Origin of the sequence: Amycolatopsis sp. NPDC049252 (assembly GCF_043197175.1) — a bacterium.
Taxonomy (GTDB): domain Bacteria; phylum Actinomycetota; class Actinomycetes; order Mycobacteriales; family Pseudonocardiaceae; genus Amycolatopsis.
Genome location: NZ_JBICSQ010000035.1, coordinates 35,798 through 54,353 on the forward strand (window position 1 = coordinate 35,798; position 18,556 = coordinate 54,353).

The following is an 18,556-nucleotide window of genomic DNA, read 5'->3' on the forward strand; positions in this document are numbered from 1 at the left end:
CCGCCCTATGGTGGCCGCGATCCGCCGCGACGACCACGGGATTACCGAGGGTGAACCGCCGACTGCGAATACCGGCGGCGCGCCTCGGCGATGTCGCCGGCGTGCCGCTCGGCCCAGTCCCGCACCGGGTCCAGCGCTTCGAGCAGCGAACGCCCGAGCGGCGTCAGCGAGTAGTCCACTTTCGGCGGTGTCACCGACGGGGTCTCGACCCGGTCGACGATCCCGTCGCACTCCAGGGCCCGCAGCGTTTCGGTCAGCGCCTTGGCGGTCACGCCCTCGACGACCTTCTTGAGCTCGGTGAACCGCATCGGCCCGGGCTCCAGGGCGGTGAGCACGGTCGGCACCCAGCGCGCGCCGACCCGGTTGAGCACGTCCCGGCTCGGGCACCGGGCGGCGAGCAGGTCGTGAGCTGTGCCCATGCCTGGTTCCTCCGGGTTTCGTTGAAGATACCGACCTCCCGAAGATACCTTCGCCCGCATGAGGGAGCGGGTCGAAGGAGAAGCGCCGTGAACCTGGAACTGACGGGCAAGACCGCCCTCGTCAGCGGCTCGTCGTCCGGAATGGGCCTGGGCGTCGCGGAGGTCCTGGCGGCGGAGGGCGCCAACGTCGTCATGACCGCGAGACGCGTCGACGTCCTCGCCGGGCACGCCGCGAGGCTCGGCGCGCACGCGGTCCCGGCGGACCTGAGCCGGCCGGACGAACCCGCGCGCGTGGTCGCGGAGACCGTGGCGCGGTTCGGCGGGCTGGACATAGTGCTGTGGAACAGCGGCGGCCCGCGTCCGGTCAACGCACTCGGCTTGACGGCCGAGCTCGTCGTCGAGGCCGCCGAACTGGTGCTGCTCCCGCTCGTCCGCCTGGTCCAGGCGGGTGTCGGGCACCTGCGGCGCAGTCCGAGCGGCCGGATCCTGGCGATCACCACGAACGGGGTCCGGGAGCCCACCCCGCGGATGGCCGCCTCCAACGCGGTCCGGCCCGGGATCCACGGGTACCTGAAGACGCTGGCGGCCGAGCTGGGACCGGACGGGATCACCGTCAACACCCTGGCGCCGGGACGCATCGCCACCCCGCGCCGGGACGTCGTGTACCCGGACGGGGTGCCGCCGCACCTGGCCGCGGAGATTCCGTTGCGGCGCTGGGGAAGCGTCCGGGAGTTCGCCGACGTCGCCGCGTTCCTGGCCTCGCCGCGGGCCTCGTACGTGACGGGCACGACCACCTACGTCGACGGCGGCCTGACGAGGAGCGCGTCATGACCGGAGTGCGCCTCGAAGTCGCGCTGGCGCTGGTGCAAGCGGCCCGCGCGGAAGCGCCGGTGCCGATGGCGATCGCCGTGGTCGACACCGGCGGCGCGCTGGTGGCGTTCGCGCAGGCGGACGGCACCCCGTTCGCGCGCCCGTCGGCCGAGGTCGCCGCGGTGTTCGACGGCCGGGTCCAGTTCACGACGTCGATCAGCGTGGCCACCGGCGGCCGGGTGATGCTCGGCCGGGGCGGCCTGCCGATCGTCGAGGACGGCGTGGTCACCGGGGGCATCGGCGCGAGCGGCGGTACCGGCGAGCAGGACCTTGCCGTCGTCGAAGCGGCTGTCGCGGAGGTGCTGGGCCACCCGGCGGTACGCTCCCCCGCGTGATCACCGCGGAGGGGTACCTGCACTTCGTCGACCGCGCGCTGGACGGCATGGCCGCCGTGCTCACCGGCCTCGGCGACGACCTGGCGAACCGGCGCCCGGACCTGCCGGGCGCCAATTCGCCGTACGGGATCGTCAACCACTGCCTCGGCGTGATGTCCTTCTGGGGCGGCCAGATCGTCGGCGGCCGCGACGTGCCGCGCGACCGTGCGGCGGAGTTCACCGCCACCGGAACGGTTTCCGCACTGCTCGAGCGGCTGCACGCCGTCCGCGACCGGTTCGCGGACGACGTGGCGGCGGCCGTCCCGCCGGATCCGTGCCGCCGGGACGCCCCGCCGAAGTACCGCGACACCCCGATCGGCGCGAACCAGGGCATGGCGCTGCTGCACGTCTACGAAGAGCTCGCCCAGCACCGCGGGCACCTCGAACTGACCCGGGACCTCTTGCTGGCCCAGCGCGGATAGCCGCTCAGGCCCGCCGAGCGCTTTTCCGCCCGTTCGATATCGCCTTGCCGCCCACCGGGGCGGTGTCTATGTTCCGATGATGCGTTCGCGACTGCTGGCGGTGACCTTCGAGGCGGACGACCCGGCCGGGCCGGCACGCTTCTGGGCCGGCCTGCTCGGCCGGGAGGTCGTCGAGGATGACGGCGGTGTGCTGTTACCGGGCGGGGACACCCAGCTCGGCCTGCGGTTCGTCCCGGGCCGCGCGGGCCGGCTCGGCGCGAACCGGATGCACCTGCACCTGACCAGCGCCGACCTCGACGACCAGCGGCACACGGTGGCCACGGCGGTCAGGCTCGGCGGCCGCCACGTCGACGTCGGGCAGCGGCCCGAGGAGGGACACGTCGTCCTGGCGGACCCGGCGGGCTACGAGTTCTGCGTGATCGCGCCCGGCAACGGCTACCTCGCCGGGTGCGGCCCGCTGGGCGAGCTCACCTGCGCCGGCACCCGGCAGGCCGGCCTGTTCTGGAGCAGGGCGCTGGGCTGGCCCCTGGTGTGGGACCGGGGCGAGCAGACCGCCATCCAGTCACCGCGCGGCGGCACGAAAGTCGCATGGGACACGTGGGATAGTGCGCCCGTGGAGCCGAACCGGCCGCGCTTCGAGCTGCTCCCGGCGGACGGCGACCAGCGGGCAGTGGTCGACGAGCTGATCGCCCTCGGCGCTGCTCGCCTCGACGCCCGCGAAGACGGCACCGTCGTCCTGACGGATCCGGACGGCAACGAGTTCTGCGTGCGGTCACCCCAGCCGGGGTGACCGCCACCGCGTCGCTCCGGACGTGCCCGTGGTGCCGTTGCGGTGCACCACAAGAGAATCCCTACTCGACCGGGTCCTCGTCGGGCGGGGCGAGCCCCCGGTCGAGCGGCTCGGTCGAGGTGATCTCGGGTTCCACCGATGGCGGGGCGAGGCCCCGGTCCAGGGTCCGGTGCTCGGCGGATTCGTCTTCTTCGGACATACCGGTGTCACCCGGGCGGCGCTCTTCTTGGGAAGTCATGCCGGACGGATACCCGAATTCCCGCGGGCTACCCGGAAGCGCCTGCGTGCCCCGAAGAGCGGAACATTTCTCCAAAATGTTGGTAAAAATCTCACGTGTCCGGGCTCACAGGTGGTTCCCTATGTTAGGTAACTTTCCTAACTAAGAGTGGAGGGTCCCGCCCATGTCATCCCGCAAGCGCTTCGCCGTGGTAGCCGCCGCGGCTCTGACGCTCATCGCGCCGCCGCTCGGCGTCAAAGCCGCCGACGCGGCCACCACTTCCCCGGCCACGGCGGACAAGACGTACACCGCCGCCGAGGTACTGGCCGGTGTCCAGAAGAACAGCACGACCGCGCACAAGGTCAACTCCAAGCCCCACATCAACACCATGACGCGGTCCCAGAACGTGAACGTGTTCCAGGTGTCGTCGGGCGTCTACGCCTACAGCTCGTCGCTGGCCGTGGACGACGACGGCAGTGACCCCGACTCCGACCCGGACCACCAGGACGAGACGACCTTCCAGGACAGCAACGGCGCCCAGCTGGCCGCGCACCACGTGCCGTTCTACGTCCTGGGTGACGACTGCTACGACCGCAAGAGCCCGTGCCCGCACTTCTTCTACAAGGAGCACGGCATCAAGGGCCGTCAGTTCGCGCTGATGTTCTACAAGAGCAAGGTGATCGGCGCGATCTTCGGCGACACCCAGACGGGCAACGACCAGACCACTTCGGACAACGACTCCCGCGAACTCGGCGAGGCGTCGGTGAAGGCGGCCTCGTCGCTCGGCATCCCCAGCAGCGGCACCACGGGCGGCGTCGACAACGGCGTGACCGTGGTGATCTTCTCCGGCTCGTCGTGGGTCGTGAACGGCGCGAACTCCGCCCTGAACGCCAACGCCCAGGCCCTGGTCCAGAAGGCGTTGGACAGCCTCGGCGCCGGCATGGGCCTCTGAGTTCCGGCGGTCAGGTGAAGGTGACCGCGACCACCGCCGCGGCGGTGGTCGCGGCTCAGCCGCGCAGGGCGCTGCCGGCCTGCCAGGCGCTCCAGCTGATGGCCCAGTCCCCATGGCCGTTGTTGATCGACAGCTGCGGGCCGCCCGAGTTGGTGACCTCGACGACGTCGCCGGCGTTGAAGTTGTCGAAGAACCACTTGGCGTTCTCGGTGTTCATGTTGAGGCAGCCGTTGGAGACGTTGTCGCTGCCCTGCACGCCGACCGTCTTCAGGTTCTCGTGCAGGTACTCGCCGTCGTTGGAGATCCGGACGTCTCAGTTCTCCGGCGCCTTGTAGTAGCCGGGGTCGCCCTCGCACACGCCGTAGCTGCAGGAGTCCATGATCGTGTGGTCCACCTTCGACAGCACGGTGTGCGTGCCGTTGAAGGTCGGCGTCGGGCCCCGCGGCGGGGTGTCGACGGTCTTGCCCATGCTGATCGGCGCGGTCTTCACCAGCTGCCCGTTGTGGAACGCCTTCATCTGGTGCGTCTTGCCGTCCGCCTTGGCGATCCAGGAGTCGTGCACCTTGTAGGTGGCCGAGACGTCCTGGCCGCCGTACACGCCGCCCCCGATCGGCATGCCGAAGGTCGTGGTCTCGAGCTTCACGGTCGAGCCGGCCTTCCAGTACTCCTTGGGCCGGAAGTGCACTTCGCGCTTGCCCACCCAGTACCAGCCGCCGTCCTGGGCGGGCGAAGACGTCACCTTGAAGGACTTCTCCACCGTGGCCTTGTCGGTGATGTCGTGGTCGAACTTCAGGCCGAGGACCAGGCCGACGCCGAAATCGCCCGACGACGGCTGGAACAGCGAAGCGGTGGCGACCCCGGACGGCTTGAGCGTGTGGACTTCCCCGCGCTGCTCGCTCGCCGCGCCCGCCGGGTTCACCGCGGTGGCGACCGCCTGGTAGGTGGCCCCGTACCGGAGGCGATCGTTGCTGGTCCAGGTCGTCTTGTCCGCCGAGAGTTCGCCCTTGACGGCGTTGCCGGTCTGCGGGTTCGTGACCGTGACCGCCTGCAACGTGCCACCTGAGGCCTTGACGACGATCGGGTCCTTCGGGCTCAGCTGGTCGCCGCCCCCGAACGCCACCGTCGCGGCGGGTACCCCGGGCTGTGTCGCCGTCCCGGCCGCGCCGACGGCCCCGACCGCCTGTGCGGTCCCCCCGGTCTCGGTTTGTCCACTACATGCGGCCAGCAGTACGGCCACCAGGCCGAGCCCGGCGATGCGGATCACTCTCACGCCCTCCAAGACGTCCTACCCCCATGCGAAGTTGCGTAACGATCCGATCTCTCGGAGCCGGTCCCGCGAGCCCGGGGATCAGTTCTGCGTCACCGGCCAGGCCGCCGCCGGGTGGCAGTGCGCCGGGCAGGCGAGGACGTAGACCTCGTTGCCGAGGAACAGCCCGTAGTGCTCGGAGCTGAACGTGCCGGGTTGCTCGGGCTGGTCCGCGTGCTTTTCGAAGCCCTGGTCGAGCGGGATCTGGCACAGGTACACCAGTTCGGCGCCGCAGGCGCACCGATAGGACTCCGGGTCCTGCGCCCAGCTCGGGACGCCGCCGATCTTGAACTCGGACCGGCCGACCCGGCGCTCGACGGGGTCGGACTCCGGTTTCCAGACGGTGACCTCTTCGGTGCCGGGACGGAGGGAGAGCCGGTACGGCCGAAGGTGCGGTTCGGCATCGCCGGCCGGCTCCGTCCCGTCCCGGTGCAGCAGGATCCGCCAGAACGCTCCTGGCTCGCCCCAGACCGGCGGAACGTCCCAGTACCGTTCCGGAAGCCGGTCACGGCCGCCCTCGACCCCGACCGCTTCGTTGTCCGAGGGGCACTGGAACACCAGAAGGTGGTCACCGCCGAAATCCGGGACGTCCGGCGGGATGTCGACCTGGAAGAACAGGACCATCCGCTCGCCGCACCGGCACGTCGGCCAGCTCTCGGTGGCCGGGAGGATCGGGTGGCCCCCGATCGTGTCCCGGGCACCGGCGTCCGCCTCGTCACCGTGGCTCTCGATCAGGAACATCGGGAAGTCGGCCACCCGGGCCGAAGGACGCCGAGGCACGCTCACGCGGTCACCCTAGCCGGTGCTCGCGCGCCGCTCGTCGCGCGCCTGGCTCCGCAGTTTGCCGTGCGAACGGGCCAGGTGCACCGCGGCGGCGCGCGTCCCGGAGTGAGCGAGCTTTGCCGCGCGGCCGGTCGGCAGCCGGCGACCCGGCACCAGCCGGGCGAGGGAAACGACCGCCGGGCAGGGAATTCGACGTCGACCCGGGCCGAGCGGTTCAGGGCGCGATCGGTTTCCGCGGCCGCACCATGGATCTGGCAGAAATTGTTTCGTGGCAGACGCGTTTCCCCAGCGTCCGGCCTGCGGCGAGGTAGTCGAGCCACCGCAATACGCGGCCGCTCCTAGTACTTTCGGCCGATGCCGGCGCGGCGAAAACCCTCCGAAAGACGTGAGCCATTTCGGGGTTCCTGTCCCGGCGCCGGTTTCACCGTCAACGACCGCCCTACTGTGGCGGTGCTTCGTGATCTTGAACCGGAACAGAAGAGGGGACCACCTTGCCCAACCGGACCGGATTCCTCGGCAGAACGTTCATGGCAGCGGGCACCGTGGCGGCGCTCGCGCTCGCCACGGCCGTTCCCGCGGCCGCGGCCGCGCCATCCACCGTCGAACAGGACGTCGCGCAGCTGTACCAGGACGTCATCGACCTCTACAACGGCCTGCCCGCGAGCGCGCTGCGCGACGTCGACCGGCTCATCGAGTCGCCCATCCCGAAGATCGGCCCCCAGAGCCAGGCCGCGGACGGCCCGATCCCGGGCTGCACCGAGGGCTCGCTGCTGACCTACGCGAACAACCTCGCGTCCCGGCTCACCCCGCTCGAGGGGCGGGCGCTCGACGCGCTTTCGGGGCTCAGCCAGCTCTACGTCCAGGGCGTCGCGTCCGACAAGACCCCGCAGGTCTTCGGCACCGACGGCCAGTACTCCCCGCGCGCCACCGCCACGATCGACAAGCTGCGCGCCTTCTGGGACATCGAGAGCTGGAACATCCAGCTCGTCGCCTGGAAGGGCACCGATCTCGGCAGCCAGGCGAAGATGGCGCAGACCTTCGGCCTGGGCCTCGCGCCGGCGAAGGTGAAGGACGCCGCCGCACTCGCCACCAAGGTGCTCTACGAAGTGCCGGCCCTGCAGGGCGGCCGCAACCCGCTGCTCACCCTGAACGCGTTCTCCGCCCCGGCCGGCAGCCTCGGCGGCAAGCGCGTGGCGCTCGGTGACGGCCTGCTGGACACCGTCGCCATCCTCGGGTTCGTCGACGTCTCGGTGGAGTCCGTGGTCGGCCACGAGTACGGCCACCAGGTCGACTTCGCCCACGACAACTACCCGCGCAACGAGTCCTCCGAGATGGGTCCCGACGCCTACGGCGGCTATTTCGTCGCGCACGCCAAGGGTTTCGGGTGGGACGCCCGCACCCAGCAGGAGGTCACCTACCTGGACGCCTCCATCGGCGACTGCTTCCACAGCCACGGCACCCCCGACCAGCGCAAGGCCGCCGGCGCCTGGGGCGAGAAGCAGGCGACGAGCCAGGCCAACCCGAACCGGATCGTCCCGTCCGCCACGATGATCGAGAAGTTCCAGAAGGAGTACCCGAAGCTGATGCCGCCTGCCGCCGACCAGCCGGCCGCGGCCGCGGTGGCCGCGGCCCGCGGCTGAGCCCGGAGTTCCCACCGGCGGGCCGTCTCCCCTGTTCGGGGGAGACGGCCCGCCGTCAGTCACGGGGTCCGCTCGAAGCGTGGCCCTTCCAGCGAACGCTTGAACCGCAGTTCGGCGCACTCCGCCGAGACGGTGCGCAATGGACTTTCGACGTCGATCGAGCAAGGAGTCATCGCCCGTTCCGCGTGCGCCATTCGGCTTAATTCCGGAACATCCGCCGCACGCCGGTTCGATTTCGATGGTTACCTCGTACCCGACTCGGCGACGGCGGGGGAACAACCGGATGAGCGACCCGATATCGGACAATGCGGAGAATGCGGAGGCTCGCGTCGACCAGTTGGTCGCGCGAGCGAAGCTGAAAGCGCAGCGCTACCGCGCGATGCAGCAGGCCGTCGAGCAGGTCTCGGTTTCGGCGGCCAGCAAGGACGGCACCGCCACGGTCACCGTCGATTCCGCCGGCAACGTCACCGACCTGCGGATCACCGACCGCGTCCGGGAAATGTCCGGCGGTCAGGTCGCGAAGGCCGTGCTGTCCGCGCTGCGCACCGCGCAGGCGAAGCTGCCGGACCGGCTCGGCGAGGTCATGGCGGACACCATCGGCGACGATCCGCAGACCCGCGAGACCATCGTCGGCAGCTACCGGGCGAAGTTCCCGGAGCCGGAACCCGAGCCGGACGAGACTCCGCCGGAGCCGGCCGCCCGGCTCGGCCGGCTCGCCGACGAGCCCGAAGCCACGCCGCCACCACCGCGGCCGCGCCCGAAGGCCCCGCCCGACGATGACGACGAGGGCTTCGGCGGCCCGGTCATGATCCGCGAATAGCCGGAACGGGGAGGCGACCATGCCGGACGGTGCGGCGAACGGCGGCGGCTACCAAGTCCGCCCGGACGAACTGCTCACCCACGCGAAAGCGGTGGAGCAGGTCGGGCAGACCCTGGGGCAGGCGCTCGCGGCGGCCGAGCAGGTCACCATGGGTGTGCAGGCGTACGGCCTGATCTGCGGCCCGCTCTTCGTGCCGATGGTGCTCGGGGTCAGCGCTCCCGGCCTGCTCACCCTCGGCGCCGCGCAGCAGGCCATGGGCACGCTGTCGCAGTCGATCCGGCAGGCGGCGAAGACCTACCGGGACGCCGAACAGGCGCACGCGCAGCGGATCACCGGGCTCGGCAAGGACCTGGCGTGAGCAATCCGCTGGTCGCCGCCAAACAGGACTCGACGACCTGGCACACCGGCGTCAACGTCCTCGACGACGCGATCGGCGCCTACGACGGCATCAAGTCCGGTTCGTGGATCGAGGGCGGCATCGCGGCGCTCGGCACCGCGATGGACCTGCTGACCATCGCGATGAACCCGGTCGGCACGCTCATCTCCTACGGCCTCAACTGGCTGATCGAGCACGTCCAGCCGTTGCAGGACGCGCTGAACCAGCTGGCCGGCGACGCCGACCAGATCACCGCTTACGCGCAGACCTGGGGCAACATCGCCAAGGCCGTGGAGAAGGCGGCCAAAGACCTCGGCGACAGCGTGCGGAAGGACACCGCGCACTGGACCGGCCAGGCCGCGGACGCCTACCGCGCGAACGTCAAGAACAAGATCGACCACCTCGACGCGGCCGCGACCTGCGCGAGCGGGATCAGCACCGTGGTGGAGATCGTCGGGGTGCTCACCGCCGCGGTGCGCGCCATGGTCCGCGACATGATCACCCAGGCGGTCGGCGACTTCATCCAGGACGCGCTGGAGGAGGTCTGCTCGCTCGGGCTCGGCACGCCGGTCGTGGTGGCGCAGGTGGTCGAGCAGGTCTCGGCGTGGATCGAGAAGATCGGCGCGCTGGTCAAGAAGCTGATCAATTCGGTCGAGAAGCTGCGGCCGCTGATGTCGAAGCTCGAAGAGATCTTCGCCGCGGTCAAGAAGGTGATGTCCGAGCTGCACGGACGTCCCGGCGAAGGCGGCACGCACGTCTCGTCGGCCGAACCCGGGCACGCCGCCCCGCACGAACCGGGCGCCCCGCACGAGAGCACCTCGCCGTCGTCCGCGCCGGAGCCGGACGGCGGCGTCCCCGACGGCGCGCCGCCCGGAAACCACGGCGCCGACCCGAACGCGCCCGGCGGGCACGATCCGGAGGCGGCCGGCGGGCAGAAGTCCGAGGGCACCGGCGGCTGCGACGGCAAGGGCGGCGACCCGGTCGACACGGTGTCCGGCCAGATGATCACCGCGGGCACCGACGTCGAGCTGCCCGGGCTGCTGCCGCTGGTGCTGAACCGCGCGTACGCCTCCGGCTACGCCGACGGCCGGTCCTTCGGCCCCGGCTGGGCGTCCACAGTGGACCAGCGACTGGTGCTGACCGACGACTTCGTCCGGTACTACGGCGCGGACGCGGAAGTGCTCAGCTACATCCACCCGGCCCGTGACGGCTCTCCGGTGCTGCCGAGCTTCGGCGCCCGCTGGCCGTTGAGCTGGGACGCCGCCGCGGAAACCTACCTGCTCGTCGACGAGGAATCGGGCTGGACCCGCCGGTTCGCCGCGCACCCCACGGTGCCGGGAGAATGGCAGATCGCCTCGCTGTCGGACCGCAGCGGGCACCGCGTCGACTACCGGCGCGACGAAACCGGGCGGCCGCTCGCGGTCACGCATTCCGGCGGCTACCGGGTCGCCGTCGACACCGTCGACGGCGCGGACGGTCTCCGCATCGCCGGATACCGCCTGCTCGGCGGCGGTGAGAACGGCGAAGACGTGCCGATCGTGTCGTTCCGCTACGACCGGCGCGGCCGGCTCTCCGGCATCGTGAACTCGACCGGTGCGCCCTACCAGTACGACTACGACGACGCGGACCGGATCGTCGCCTGGACCGACCGCACCGGCTACCGCTACACCTACGATTACGGCCCGGACGGACGCGTCGTGCGCGGCGCCGGCCTCGACGGCTACCTCGACGCGACCTTCGGCTACGACCTGGCCGCCCGGGTCACCACCGTCACCGACAGCCTCGGCCGGCGCACCGAATACCACTACGACGAGCACAACCACATCAGCGCGGTCGTCGACCCGAACGGCGGCGCCGAACGCCCCGAGTTCGACCGGTTCCACCGGCTGCTGTCGTTCACGGACAAGAACGGGGCGGTCACCCGCTACGAACGCGACGAAAACGGCGACCCGACGAGGATCAGCTACCCCGACGGCACCGCGCTCACCATCGAGTACGACCCGCGCTGGCGGCTGCCGGTCACCGTGACCCAGCCGAACGGCGCGGTCTGGCGGCACACCTACGACGACGCCGGCCGTATCGTGTCCACAGTGGATCCGCTGGGCGCGGTGGCGACCAGCGAACTGGACGAGCGCGGCCACCTGGCCGCCACCGTCGAACCGGACGGCGCCCGCTGGACCTACACCAGCAACGACGCCGGACGCCCGCTGTCGATCACCTCGCCCGACGGCGAAACCACCACGTTCCGGCTCGACGGCTTCGGCCGGGCGGTCGAAGCGACCGACCCGCGCGGCCGCACCACCCGGTACGGCTGGACCCGCGAAGGCGCGCTGGCCTGGCACGTCGCCGCCAACGGCGACCGCGAGGAACGGTTCTACGATCTCGAAGGCAGCTTGGTCCGGGCCCGCTCGGCCACCGGCGCGACCACGGTGTTCGAACGCGGCCCGTTCGGCCTGCTCACCGCGCGCACCGGCCAGGACGGCAGCAGGCACACCTTCACCCACGACACCGAACTGCGGCTCACCGGCGTCCGCAACCCGGCCGGGCAGACCTGGTCCTACCGCTACGATCCCGCCGGAAACCTGGTCGGCGAACAGGATTTCACCGGCCGCGCGCTCGAATACCGGGTCGACGCCATGGGCGCGATGATCTCGCGCGCGGAAGCGGGCGGCGCGGTGACCGAACTGACCCGCGACGTCCGCGGCCGGGTGATCCGGCAGGCGTCCGGCGAAACGGCCATCGCCTACGAGTACGACGAAGGCGGCCGGTTGCGGCGGGTCGCCGGCGACGCCGTCGAAGTGAGCTACGAACGCGACCTGCTCGGCCGCCCGGTCGCTGAATCCGTCGACGGCCGGGAGCTGCTCAGCGAGTACGACCTGACCGGCCGCCGCGTCCGCCGGATCACCCCGTCCGGCGTCGAAGCGCGGTGGCACTACGACCAGCTGCGCCGGGAAACCGCGATGACCGGGACCGCCGGAACGGTCGCCTTCGAGTACCGGGAAGGCCGGGAGGTGCTCCGCCGCCTCGGCGAAAACGCGAGCCTGGCCCAGACGCACGACGAACTGGGCCGGCTCACCGGTCAAACGCTCTTCTCCGCCGGCGAACCGGATCGCGCGCTGCAGGAACGCGGCTTCCGTTACCGCGCCGACGGTCAGGTGCTCGCGATCGACGACCGGGTGCACGGCCCGCGCGCCTTCGCGCTCACCCCGGGCGGCCGGGTCACCGGCGTGCAAGCCGCCGGCTGGACCGAACAGTACGCCTACGACGCGCTGGGAAACCTGGTCTCCGCACAACCCGGTCCGTCCACTGAGGACGCCTCGGACGTGGCCGGTCCCCGTGTGGTGGAAGGAGTGCTGCTGCGCAGCGCGGGCCGGACGTCCTACTCGTACGACGCCGCCGGCCGGGTCGTCCGGGAAATCCGGCGCAGCCTGTCCGGCCGGCGCCGGATCCGCGAGTACGCCTGGAACGACCGCGACCAGCTGATCGGCGTCACCACGCCGGACGGCACCCGCTGGCGGTACCGCTACGACCCGTTCGGCCGCCGGATCGCCAAGCAGCGCCTCGCCCCCGACGGCGGCGTCGCCGAGGAAACCACGTTCTCCTGGGACGGCAGCGTCCTGGCCGAAGCCGTCCGTACCGTCGACGGCCAGACCACCGTCACGTCCTGGGACTACCGCGGCGGCTCGGCCGAGCCGATCGCGCAAACCACCCGCTCCTGGCTGGCGGACGCGCCCGCCGAGGTCGTCGACACCCGCTTCCACGCCATCGTCGCCGACCTGATCGGCGCACCGACCGAACTGGTCGACGCGTCCGGCCGGGTCGCCTGGTACCGGACCAGCGGCCTGTGGGGCAACACCATCGTCATGTCCACTTCGGACGGAACGGGCTGCCCGCTCCGCTTCCCGGGCCAGTACCACGACGACGAAACCGGGCTGCACTACAACGTCCACCGCTACTACGACCCGCACACCGCGCGCTACCTGTCGCCGGACCCGATCGGGCTGGCCCCGTCCGCGAACCACTACACCTACGTCCCGAACCCGCTGGCGGTCGCCGACCCACTGGGCCTGGCCGGCTACCGGGACCCGGCGAGCCAGCAATGGGCCAGGGACCCCGCGCTGCCGCCCGCCGACCACGTCCACAACCGGGGCACCGAATACCCCGGCGGCTATTGGCAGTCCACACACGACGAAATGGCGACCAAGTGGACTCTGGAGGGCCGGGCCCTCGGCGGCGTCCCGCGGGACGCGAGCGGCGCCCGCATTCCACACGACCAGCTGAGCTGGGTCGACGCACAGAGACGCCCGATTCCGTACTACGACGCGAACGGCAACCGGAACCTGACCTACGAGCACGTTCCGCCGGTCGTGGAGCACTGGCGCGACGAGGGCCACAACATGACCGACGAGGAACGCAAGGCCTGGTACAACAACACCGACGACATGGAAGCCATGGGCCGATCGCAGAACTCGTCCGAAGGCGCGCAGCTCACCGACCGTTACGCGGAGACGGAGCCGGGACCTCGGCATCCGTGTACCTTGCACTGACAAAGGCAGATCGGGAGGCGAACAGTGGACCCACGCGAAACCTACGCGGCGATATCCGGCGTCACCGCTCTCGACGACCTGCCCGACGCCTGGCACTGGGCGGCCGCCCCCGGCTTCGATTCCAGCGCGGCCCTGTATGCCGACGGCAAGCGTGCGTTCGAGGCATACGCACTGGATTCGTACGACGAAGGCTTGGCCGTCGCGCTGCTGTCCTTCGCCCGCTCGCACAGCACCGAACTGACCACCGACGCCCCGCTGACCCTTGCCGAAGGCTTCTCCCCTCCGGGATACGGCTTCGACGCGGTAGCCGCGGCCGCCCCGCCCCTGCACCGCTTGTACCCGGACGACGCCGAGATGAACGACGCCGTCCGGGCGGTCATCCCGGTCTACCGCTGCGAGGTGGCCGGCGACGAGAGCCTCCAAGACGCCGAATACCGCTACAGTCGCGGCGCCGGCATCCGCGGCACCCGCTGGGACCGCCCGCCGTCCCCGTACCTGAAATACCGCTACCGCGGCGCCACTGGTTCCGTCCAGGCGAAACGCGGTTTCGCCGGGCTCAAATCCATGGTCGGCACGGTGACCCGGGGCGAGGGCCGGGACGACCTGTTCGTGGAGTTCGAGAACTACCGGCACGAGGTGTACACGGTCACCTGGACCGGCACCTGGACCCTCACCGGCCCGGACGGGGTCGCCACGCCGGCCGGCCTCGAGGAGCTGCTGGAAGCGGTCAAAATCGCGCTGTACGGACCGAACGCCGAGTCCGCGGACTTCCCCGGCTGAAGGATCCGGGTGCGCCGGTCAGCACGCCCGAAGGCGGCGACGGGCGTACTCGCCCAGCGGCAGTTCCTCGCACACGCAGCCCCGGTAGTACCGGATCAAGCCGGATTCGTCGGCCAGCCGTTCCCACGCCGCGCGGCCCGCTCGGTCATCCAGTTCGCTCACCAGCGTCGCCGCGTACGCCCGACCTGCCGGCGTCCCTTCCTCGATCACGCGGTCGAGCAGCGGGAGCGCGCGTGCGCCCAGCCGCCCAGGTGCCGGTAGGCGACCGTACTCGAGTCGACGGCTCCGGTGAAGCCCCTGCCACCGAAGGACAGGAGCCGAGCCGCGATCAGCTCCGCCACCGCTTCGCCGTCGTCCACGTCCATCCCTCCCGGCGCAGGAACAACACCCCGCCGACCCATTCTCCACCCGGCCCACGTCTTCGGCGAAAGTCCGCCGTATTTGCCTCGCGGTGGAGGGGCCTGGCGCGCCATGATGGCCTGGTGTGGACCGGTGCGACGTTTCGGCTCGCCGGCGATCACGGCGGAAGCGCCGCAGCCGTGACCCGGCTCCTCGGCCTGAAGCCATCGCACGAATTCGAAGCCGGGGACCGGGTAGGACGCCGCTCGGGAGCTGTCCGCCGGGGATCGCTGTGGCTGTTGTCGTCGGACCTACCGCCGGGCGGCGAGCTCGCCGATCATCTTCATCGTCTTCTCGACCGGCTTGAACCGAAGGCCGACGCCCTGTGGCAGCTGACCGGTCAGGGGTACGTGGCTGATTGGTTCTGCTTGGCGGCATCACATGCGACCGAACACGCCATCGAGCTCGACCGGCCGCTTCTTCGCCGGCTGCTCGCGATACCGGGTGACCTGCTCCTGGACGTAATGGGCGACGACGACTGACGCCAACGTCCGCTTGCGCCGGTGAGCGGGCGCGTCCCGGCACGCCGGGTTTTCCCGGTGGCGCATTGGTCTGTCGTTCCTCGATCGCCGTCGAGGAAACTACTGGCGTCCCTGAGCAGGTGCCTGGCCGAACTGTCGCCCGACTACGTGCTCACGAAAACGGCGACGAATACGACCCCCTGTGACCGCCGCGGCCACGGTCAGCGGTGGAAGCGTGTCGTCTTCTCCAACGGCTCGCGGCCGACGGTCACGGAGTTGATCGCCGCCGTCGGGTCGGCGTAGCCGAACGCGACACCGAACAACAGCTTCCCGCCGGTGACGTCGAGCGTCTCGCGCACCGTGTCGGCGTAGAAGCTCAGCAGAGCCTGGGGGCAACTGGCCACCCCGTAGGCCGCCATGGCCAGCAGCAGTGTCTGCGCGTACATGCCGACGTCGGCGGTCAGCCGCGCGTCGCCGGACTCCGGCGCGTACAGCAGGGCGACGTGGGGCGCGCCGTAGAAGCTCAAGCTCTTCGTGTCATACGCGGCACGCAACTCGCGGTCGTCGCGGCCGATGCCGAGCGCCTCGTAGACCACGGCACCGAACTCCGCGCGACGTCGTTGGTGCGTCGGCGAGTAAATGCCGTCGCTGTAAGGGAAATCGACGGTCTGCCGGCCTGCCCGGCCCGCGGCCACGAGCGCTTCGGCGAGGTTGTCCCGCGCGGCTCCGCTGACCACCTCGACCTGCCAGGGCTGCGCGTTGGAGTTCGACGGCGCCGCGCCGGCCAGGCGGAAGACAGCTTCGATCGTCTCGTCCGGAACCGGGTCGGGCAGGAACGCCCTGGTCGCGCGCCGACCCCGGATGAGCCGCTCCGCCAAGCTCGTCACCGTCGCCACGCTTCCTCCTCAAGTACACGATTACGTTTACCTGGGTGACCGTAGCGAACATCCCGCGCTATGTAAACGCTGACGTATAGTTGGCGGCATGAACGACGAACCGGCACGCCGAGCCGGCCGGGGCGGCCGGGAACGCGTGGTGACCGCCGCGATCAGCCTGTTCGCGGCGCGCGGCATCACCGCGACCACGATGGAGGACATCGCCGCCCACGCCCCGGTGTCCAAGCGGACCCTGTACGCCCACTTCCCCACCAAGGAGGACCTCGTCCTGGCCCAGCTGGACCACCTCCTGCGCTCCGGCTACTCGCTGCTCGAAACCCTCAGGCGCGACGACCTGCCCCCGCGTGACCGGCTCCTCGCGATGTTCGCGGTGCACCCGTGGCCGGACGGAACCGTCCACGGGTGCCCGTTCATCCACGCCGCGGTCGAGCACCCCGACCCCGCCGGCCGCGTGCACGCCTTCGCGCGCGAGCAGAAAATCCTCATGCTCACCCTGGTGACCGGCCTGCTGGACGAACTCGGCATCAACGAGCCGGAACCGCTGGCCGAGCAGCTCGTCACCCTCTCCGACGGCGCCGCGAGCCGCGCGATGGTGCTCAACGACCCCGACTACGGCCGTCACGCCCGCCAGGCCGCCGAAACCCTGCTCGACCACGCGCCGCGTCGCCCCGGCAGGTAGTACCGCGCTCCGGAACTACCCGACGGTGACGGGCAGCCCTGCCTGGCGTCCTCTCGTGGCGCCGACCGCAGCGCACGCACGTGCCGACACGCGCGGGGGCAGACTGCCGAGGTGGACATCGGAGACGCCGGCGCGCGGTTGGTGGATCGTTTCGGCCCCGGTGCTGCCGGCTGGCTGGCCGACGTCCCGGCCCTCGCCGCGCGGCTGGCCTCCCGGTGGGGCCTCGTGCTCGGGGACCTGTTCGCGAGCGGGGCCTCGTCGGTCGTCCTGCGCTGTCGATGGCGTGACGGAACGCCGGCAGTGCTCAAGCTCAGCCCGGATCGAGCGCTGCTGACCGAGCAGGTGGAGATGCTGCGCGTGTTCGCGGCTTCGGGCCGGGTACCGGCCGTGTTGTCCGCGGACGCGGAAGCCGGGGCGATGGTGCTGGAAGAGATCCTGCCGGGCACCGAGGCCGAGGACCTGCCACCGGAGTCGTTGCCGCGCCTGTGGGGCGAGCTGCTTGCCGCTCTGCACGGCGTGCCTGCGCCCGCGTTCTGGTCGCGAGATCTGCGCGGCCGGTGCGACGAGGCCTTCGCCCGGATCGGCCGGAGACTGTCCGAACCGGCCATCGGGGCGCGGATCGGCCGGCGCGCGTGGCAGCGAGCGATCCAGCGCTGTGAAGCATTGCTGGACACTCAGGCCAGAATCGTTTTGCTGCACGGAGATCTACACCTCGGCAACGTCCTGGACGGCGGTCCGTCGCGCGGCCTGGTCGCGATCGACCCGAAGGCGTGCTTGGGTGATCGCACCGATGTTCGCCATCGCGTACCTCACGAATGACGGTTCAGATTCGGCGATCGACGAATTGCTCACTCTGACTCGGTGATCTCCCCCGAATATCCGCCCGGGCCGCTGAGCGCGTGTTGGGCTCGTCTCGTCATGTCTCGGTTTCCGGGGTGGGGGTGTCGGTGAACGCCCGCACGAACGAGGACACGCAGTCCGGCGGTGTCCGCAGCGACGCGATGATGTGCCCGTCGATGCTCAACGGCGGATCAAGCGGCAACGCACGAACCCGCCGCGCAGCGAACCCGGCCAACTGCTCCGCGGTCAGCAACGTCCAAGCCCCTTGCCCACCGCCCACCTCGATCAAGACGCTGAGGATCGAACCGCCCGACCGACCCAACCCTCCCCCACCGACCCGGTTCAGGGCCGAGGTGACCGCGTCGTGCAACGCCGGGTCCTCCTCCCGGGCCGGCAGACGCAGAGCAGCCCGATCCAGATCGGCCGCCCGCACCACCGGGAGGCCGGCCGCCGGATGCTCGTCGGACACCACCGCCAGCAGCGACTCGGACCACGCCCACACCACGCGGACGCCGTCCGCCTCCACCGGGCCACGGACCAGCGCCAGGTCCAGCTCACCGCCCCGGACCGCGGCCAGCCGAGCGGGAACCGGCAGGTCCACGAGCGAGGCCTGAGCGGGCCGGACCCCGTCGAGCAGGAGTTCCGCGGCGCGTTCCAGCCGCGCGGTAAGGCCCGGGGCGACACCGATCCGCAGGTGGGCAGCGGGTTCTCCGGCGACCACGCGCACGCGTGCCGCGGCGGCGAGCGTCTCCCGGGCGGCCTCCAGCACGCGCAGACCGGCCGGCGTGAGCCGCACGTGCCGCGGGGACCGGTCGAACAGCCGCGTGCCGAGATCTCGTTCCAGCCGCGCGATCTGGTGACTCACGGCCGGCTGCACGATGTTGAGCCGCTCGGCGGCCCGGCCGAAGTGCAACTCCTCGGCGACGGTCACGAAGTACCGCAGCGCGCGCAGTTCCACATCCCCTCCAGGCGGCCAACCGGACAC

19 protein-coding genes and 2 pseudogenes are annotated in these 18,556 nt (G+C 70.9%); 13 read left to right on the top strand and 8 right to left on the bottom strand.

Going from position 1 to position 18,556, the window contains the following annotated elements; translation table 11 throughout:
- Positions 1–41 precede the first annotated feature (41 nt).
- Positions 42–419, bottom strand: coding sequence for a winged helix-turn-helix transcriptional regulator (locus ACGFMK_RS29295; RefSeq protein ID WP_392769764.1), 378 nt, complete (start codon positions 417–419; stop codon positions 42–44).
- 87 nt (positions 420–506) lie between these two features.
- Here ACGFMK_RS29295 and ACGFMK_RS29300 point away from each other — a divergent pair, with 87 nt between their 5' ends.
- The 4 genes from ACGFMK_RS29300 to ACGFMK_RS29315 all read left to right on the top strand — a co-directional run bounded on the left by ACGFMK_RS29300 (position 507) and on the right by ACGFMK_RS29315 (position 2,875).
- Positions 507–1,250: an SDR family oxidoreductase gene (locus tag ACGFMK_RS29300; protein WP_392769767.1), complete on the top strand. Its 744-nt coding sequence runs from the start codon at positions 507–509 to the stop codon at positions 1,248–1,250.
- A complete protein-coding gene (locus ACGFMK_RS29305) occupies positions 1,247–1,624 on the top strand; it encodes a heme-binding protein (protein ID WP_392769769.1) in 378 nt (125 codons plus the stop codon). Before ACGFMK_RS29300 ends, ACGFMK_RS29305 begins: the two co-directional genes overlap by 4 nt.
- Positions 1,621–2,085, top strand: coding sequence for a DUF664 domain-containing protein (locus ACGFMK_RS29310; RefSeq protein ID WP_392769771.1), 465 nt, complete (start codon positions 1,621–1,623; stop codon positions 2,083–2,085). Before ACGFMK_RS29305 ends, ACGFMK_RS29310 begins: the two co-directional genes overlap by 4 nt.
- A 79-nt stretch (positions 2,086–2,164) precedes the next feature.
- A complete protein-coding gene (locus ACGFMK_RS29315; RefSeq protein ID WP_392769773.1) occupies positions 2,165–2,875 on the top strand; it encodes a VOC family protein in 711 nt (236 codons plus the stop codon).
- Between the two features lie 61 nt (positions 2,876–2,936).
- Here ACGFMK_RS29315 and ACGFMK_RS29320 read toward each other — a convergent pair whose 3' ends face one another.
- Positions 2,937–3,113, bottom strand: coding sequence for a hypothetical protein (locus tag ACGFMK_RS29320; RefSeq protein ID WP_392769776.1), 177 nt, complete (start codon positions 3,111–3,113; stop codon positions 2,937–2,939).
- Between the two features lie 163 nt (positions 3,114–3,276).
- On the opposite strand from ACGFMK_RS29320, the gene ACGFMK_RS29325 reads away from it, so the two are divergent.
- Complete coding sequence (locus tag ACGFMK_RS29325; protein ID WP_392769779.1) at positions 3,277–4,044, top strand: glycoside hydrolase family 75 protein; 768 nt, start codon at positions 3,277–3,279, stop codon at positions 4,042–4,044.
- Positions 4,045–4,099: 55 nt separating this feature from the next.
- Here the strand turns inward: ACGFMK_RS29325 and ACGFMK_RS29330 are convergent.
- A pseudogene (locus ACGFMK_RS29330) lies at positions 4,100–5,308 on the bottom strand (Ig-like domain-containing protein).
- Between the two features lie 84 nt (positions 5,309–5,392).
- Positions 5,393–6,136: a hypothetical protein gene (locus tag ACGFMK_RS29335; RefSeq protein ID WP_392769782.1), complete on the bottom strand. Its 744-nt coding sequence runs from the start codon at positions 6,134–6,136 to the stop codon at positions 5,393–5,395.
- Positions 6,137–6,624: 488 nt separating this feature from the next.
- On the opposite strand from ACGFMK_RS29335, the gene ACGFMK_RS29340 reads away from it, so the two are divergent.
- From ACGFMK_RS29340 to ACGFMK_RS29360, 5 genes are all read left to right on the top strand, one after another.
- Positions 6,625–7,773 carry a hypothetical protein gene (locus ACGFMK_RS29340; protein ID WP_392769785.1) on the top strand — a complete coding sequence of 383 codons (1,149 nt, stop codon included), beginning with the start codon at positions 6,625–6,627 and terminating at the stop codon, positions 7,771–7,773.
- A gap of 283 nt (positions 7,774–8,056) precedes the next feature.
- Positions 8,057–8,593 carry a YbaB/EbfC family nucleoid-associated protein gene (locus ACGFMK_RS29345; RefSeq protein ID WP_392769787.1) on the top strand — a complete coding sequence of 179 codons (537 nt, stop codon included), beginning with the start codon at positions 8,057–8,059 and terminating at the stop codon, positions 8,591–8,593.
- 19 nt (positions 8,594–8,612) lie between these two features.
- A complete protein-coding gene (locus ACGFMK_RS29350) occupies positions 8,613–8,951 on the top strand; it encodes a type VII secretion target (RefSeq protein WP_392769790.1) in 339 nt (112 codons plus the stop codon).
- Positions 8,948–13,516: an RHS repeat-associated core domain-containing protein gene (locus ACGFMK_RS29355; protein ID WP_392769791.1), complete on the top strand. Its 4,569-nt coding sequence runs from the start codon at positions 8,948–8,950 to the stop codon at positions 13,514–13,516. The genes ACGFMK_RS29350 and ACGFMK_RS29355 overlap by 4 nt, the downstream gene beginning before the upstream one ends.
- Positions 13,517–13,540: 24 nt before the next feature.
- Positions 13,541–14,296 (top strand): hypothetical protein, encoded by a 756-nt coding sequence (locus tag ACGFMK_RS29360; RefSeq protein ID WP_392769794.1) that lies wholly within the window; start codon positions 13,541–13,543, stop codon positions 14,294–14,296.
- A gap of 18 nt (positions 14,297–14,314) precedes the next feature.
- Here the strand turns inward: ACGFMK_RS29360 and ACGFMK_RS29365 are convergent, their stop codons facing one another.
- A complete protein-coding gene (locus ACGFMK_RS29365) occupies positions 14,315–14,458 on the bottom strand; it encodes a hypothetical protein (RefSeq protein WP_392769797.1) in 144 nt (47 codons plus the stop codon).
- A gap of 44 nt (positions 14,459–14,502) precedes the next feature.
- Positions 14,503–14,661, bottom strand: a complete 159-nt coding sequence (locus ACGFMK_RS29370) for a hypothetical protein (RefSeq protein WP_392769799.1) — start codon at positions 14,659–14,661, stop codon at positions 14,503–14,505.
- A gap of 117 nt (positions 14,662–14,778) precedes the next feature.
- Between ACGFMK_RS29370 and ACGFMK_RS29375 the strand changes: the two genes are divergently transcribed.
- Complete coding sequence (locus ACGFMK_RS29375; RefSeq protein WP_392769801.1) at positions 14,779–15,177, top strand: DUF4279 domain-containing protein; 399 nt, start codon at positions 14,779–14,781, stop codon at positions 15,175–15,177.
- Between the two features lie 200 nt (positions 15,178–15,377).
- Here the strand turns inward: ACGFMK_RS29375 and ACGFMK_RS29380 are convergent, their stop codons facing one another.
- Positions 15,378–16,052: a nitroreductase gene (locus ACGFMK_RS29380; RefSeq protein WP_392769804.1), complete on the bottom strand. Its 675-nt coding sequence runs from the start codon at positions 16,050–16,052 to the stop codon at positions 15,378–15,380.
- A gap of 88 nt (positions 16,053–16,140) precedes the next feature.
- Here ACGFMK_RS29380 and ACGFMK_RS29385 point away from each other — a divergent pair, with 88 nt between their 5' ends.
- Positions 16,141–16,731, top strand: a complete 591-nt coding sequence (locus tag ACGFMK_RS29385) for a TetR/AcrR family transcriptional regulator (RefSeq protein ID WP_392769807.1) — start codon at positions 16,141–16,143, stop codon at positions 16,729–16,731.
- A gap of 111 nt (positions 16,732–16,842) precedes the next feature.
- Positions 16,843–17,517: pseudogene (locus tag ACGFMK_RS29390) on the top strand (phosphotransferase); the annotation flags it as partial.
- Positions 17,518–17,647: 130 nt separating this feature from the next.
- Here the strand turns inward: ACGFMK_RS29390 and ACGFMK_RS29395 are convergent.
- On the bottom strand, positions 17,648–18,529 hold the full coding sequence (locus tag ACGFMK_RS29395; RefSeq protein ID WP_392769809.1) for a LysR family transcriptional regulator: 882 nt from the start codon (positions 18,527–18,529) through the stop codon (positions 17,648–17,650).
- Between the last annotated feature and the right edge of the window lie 27 nt (positions 18,530–18,556).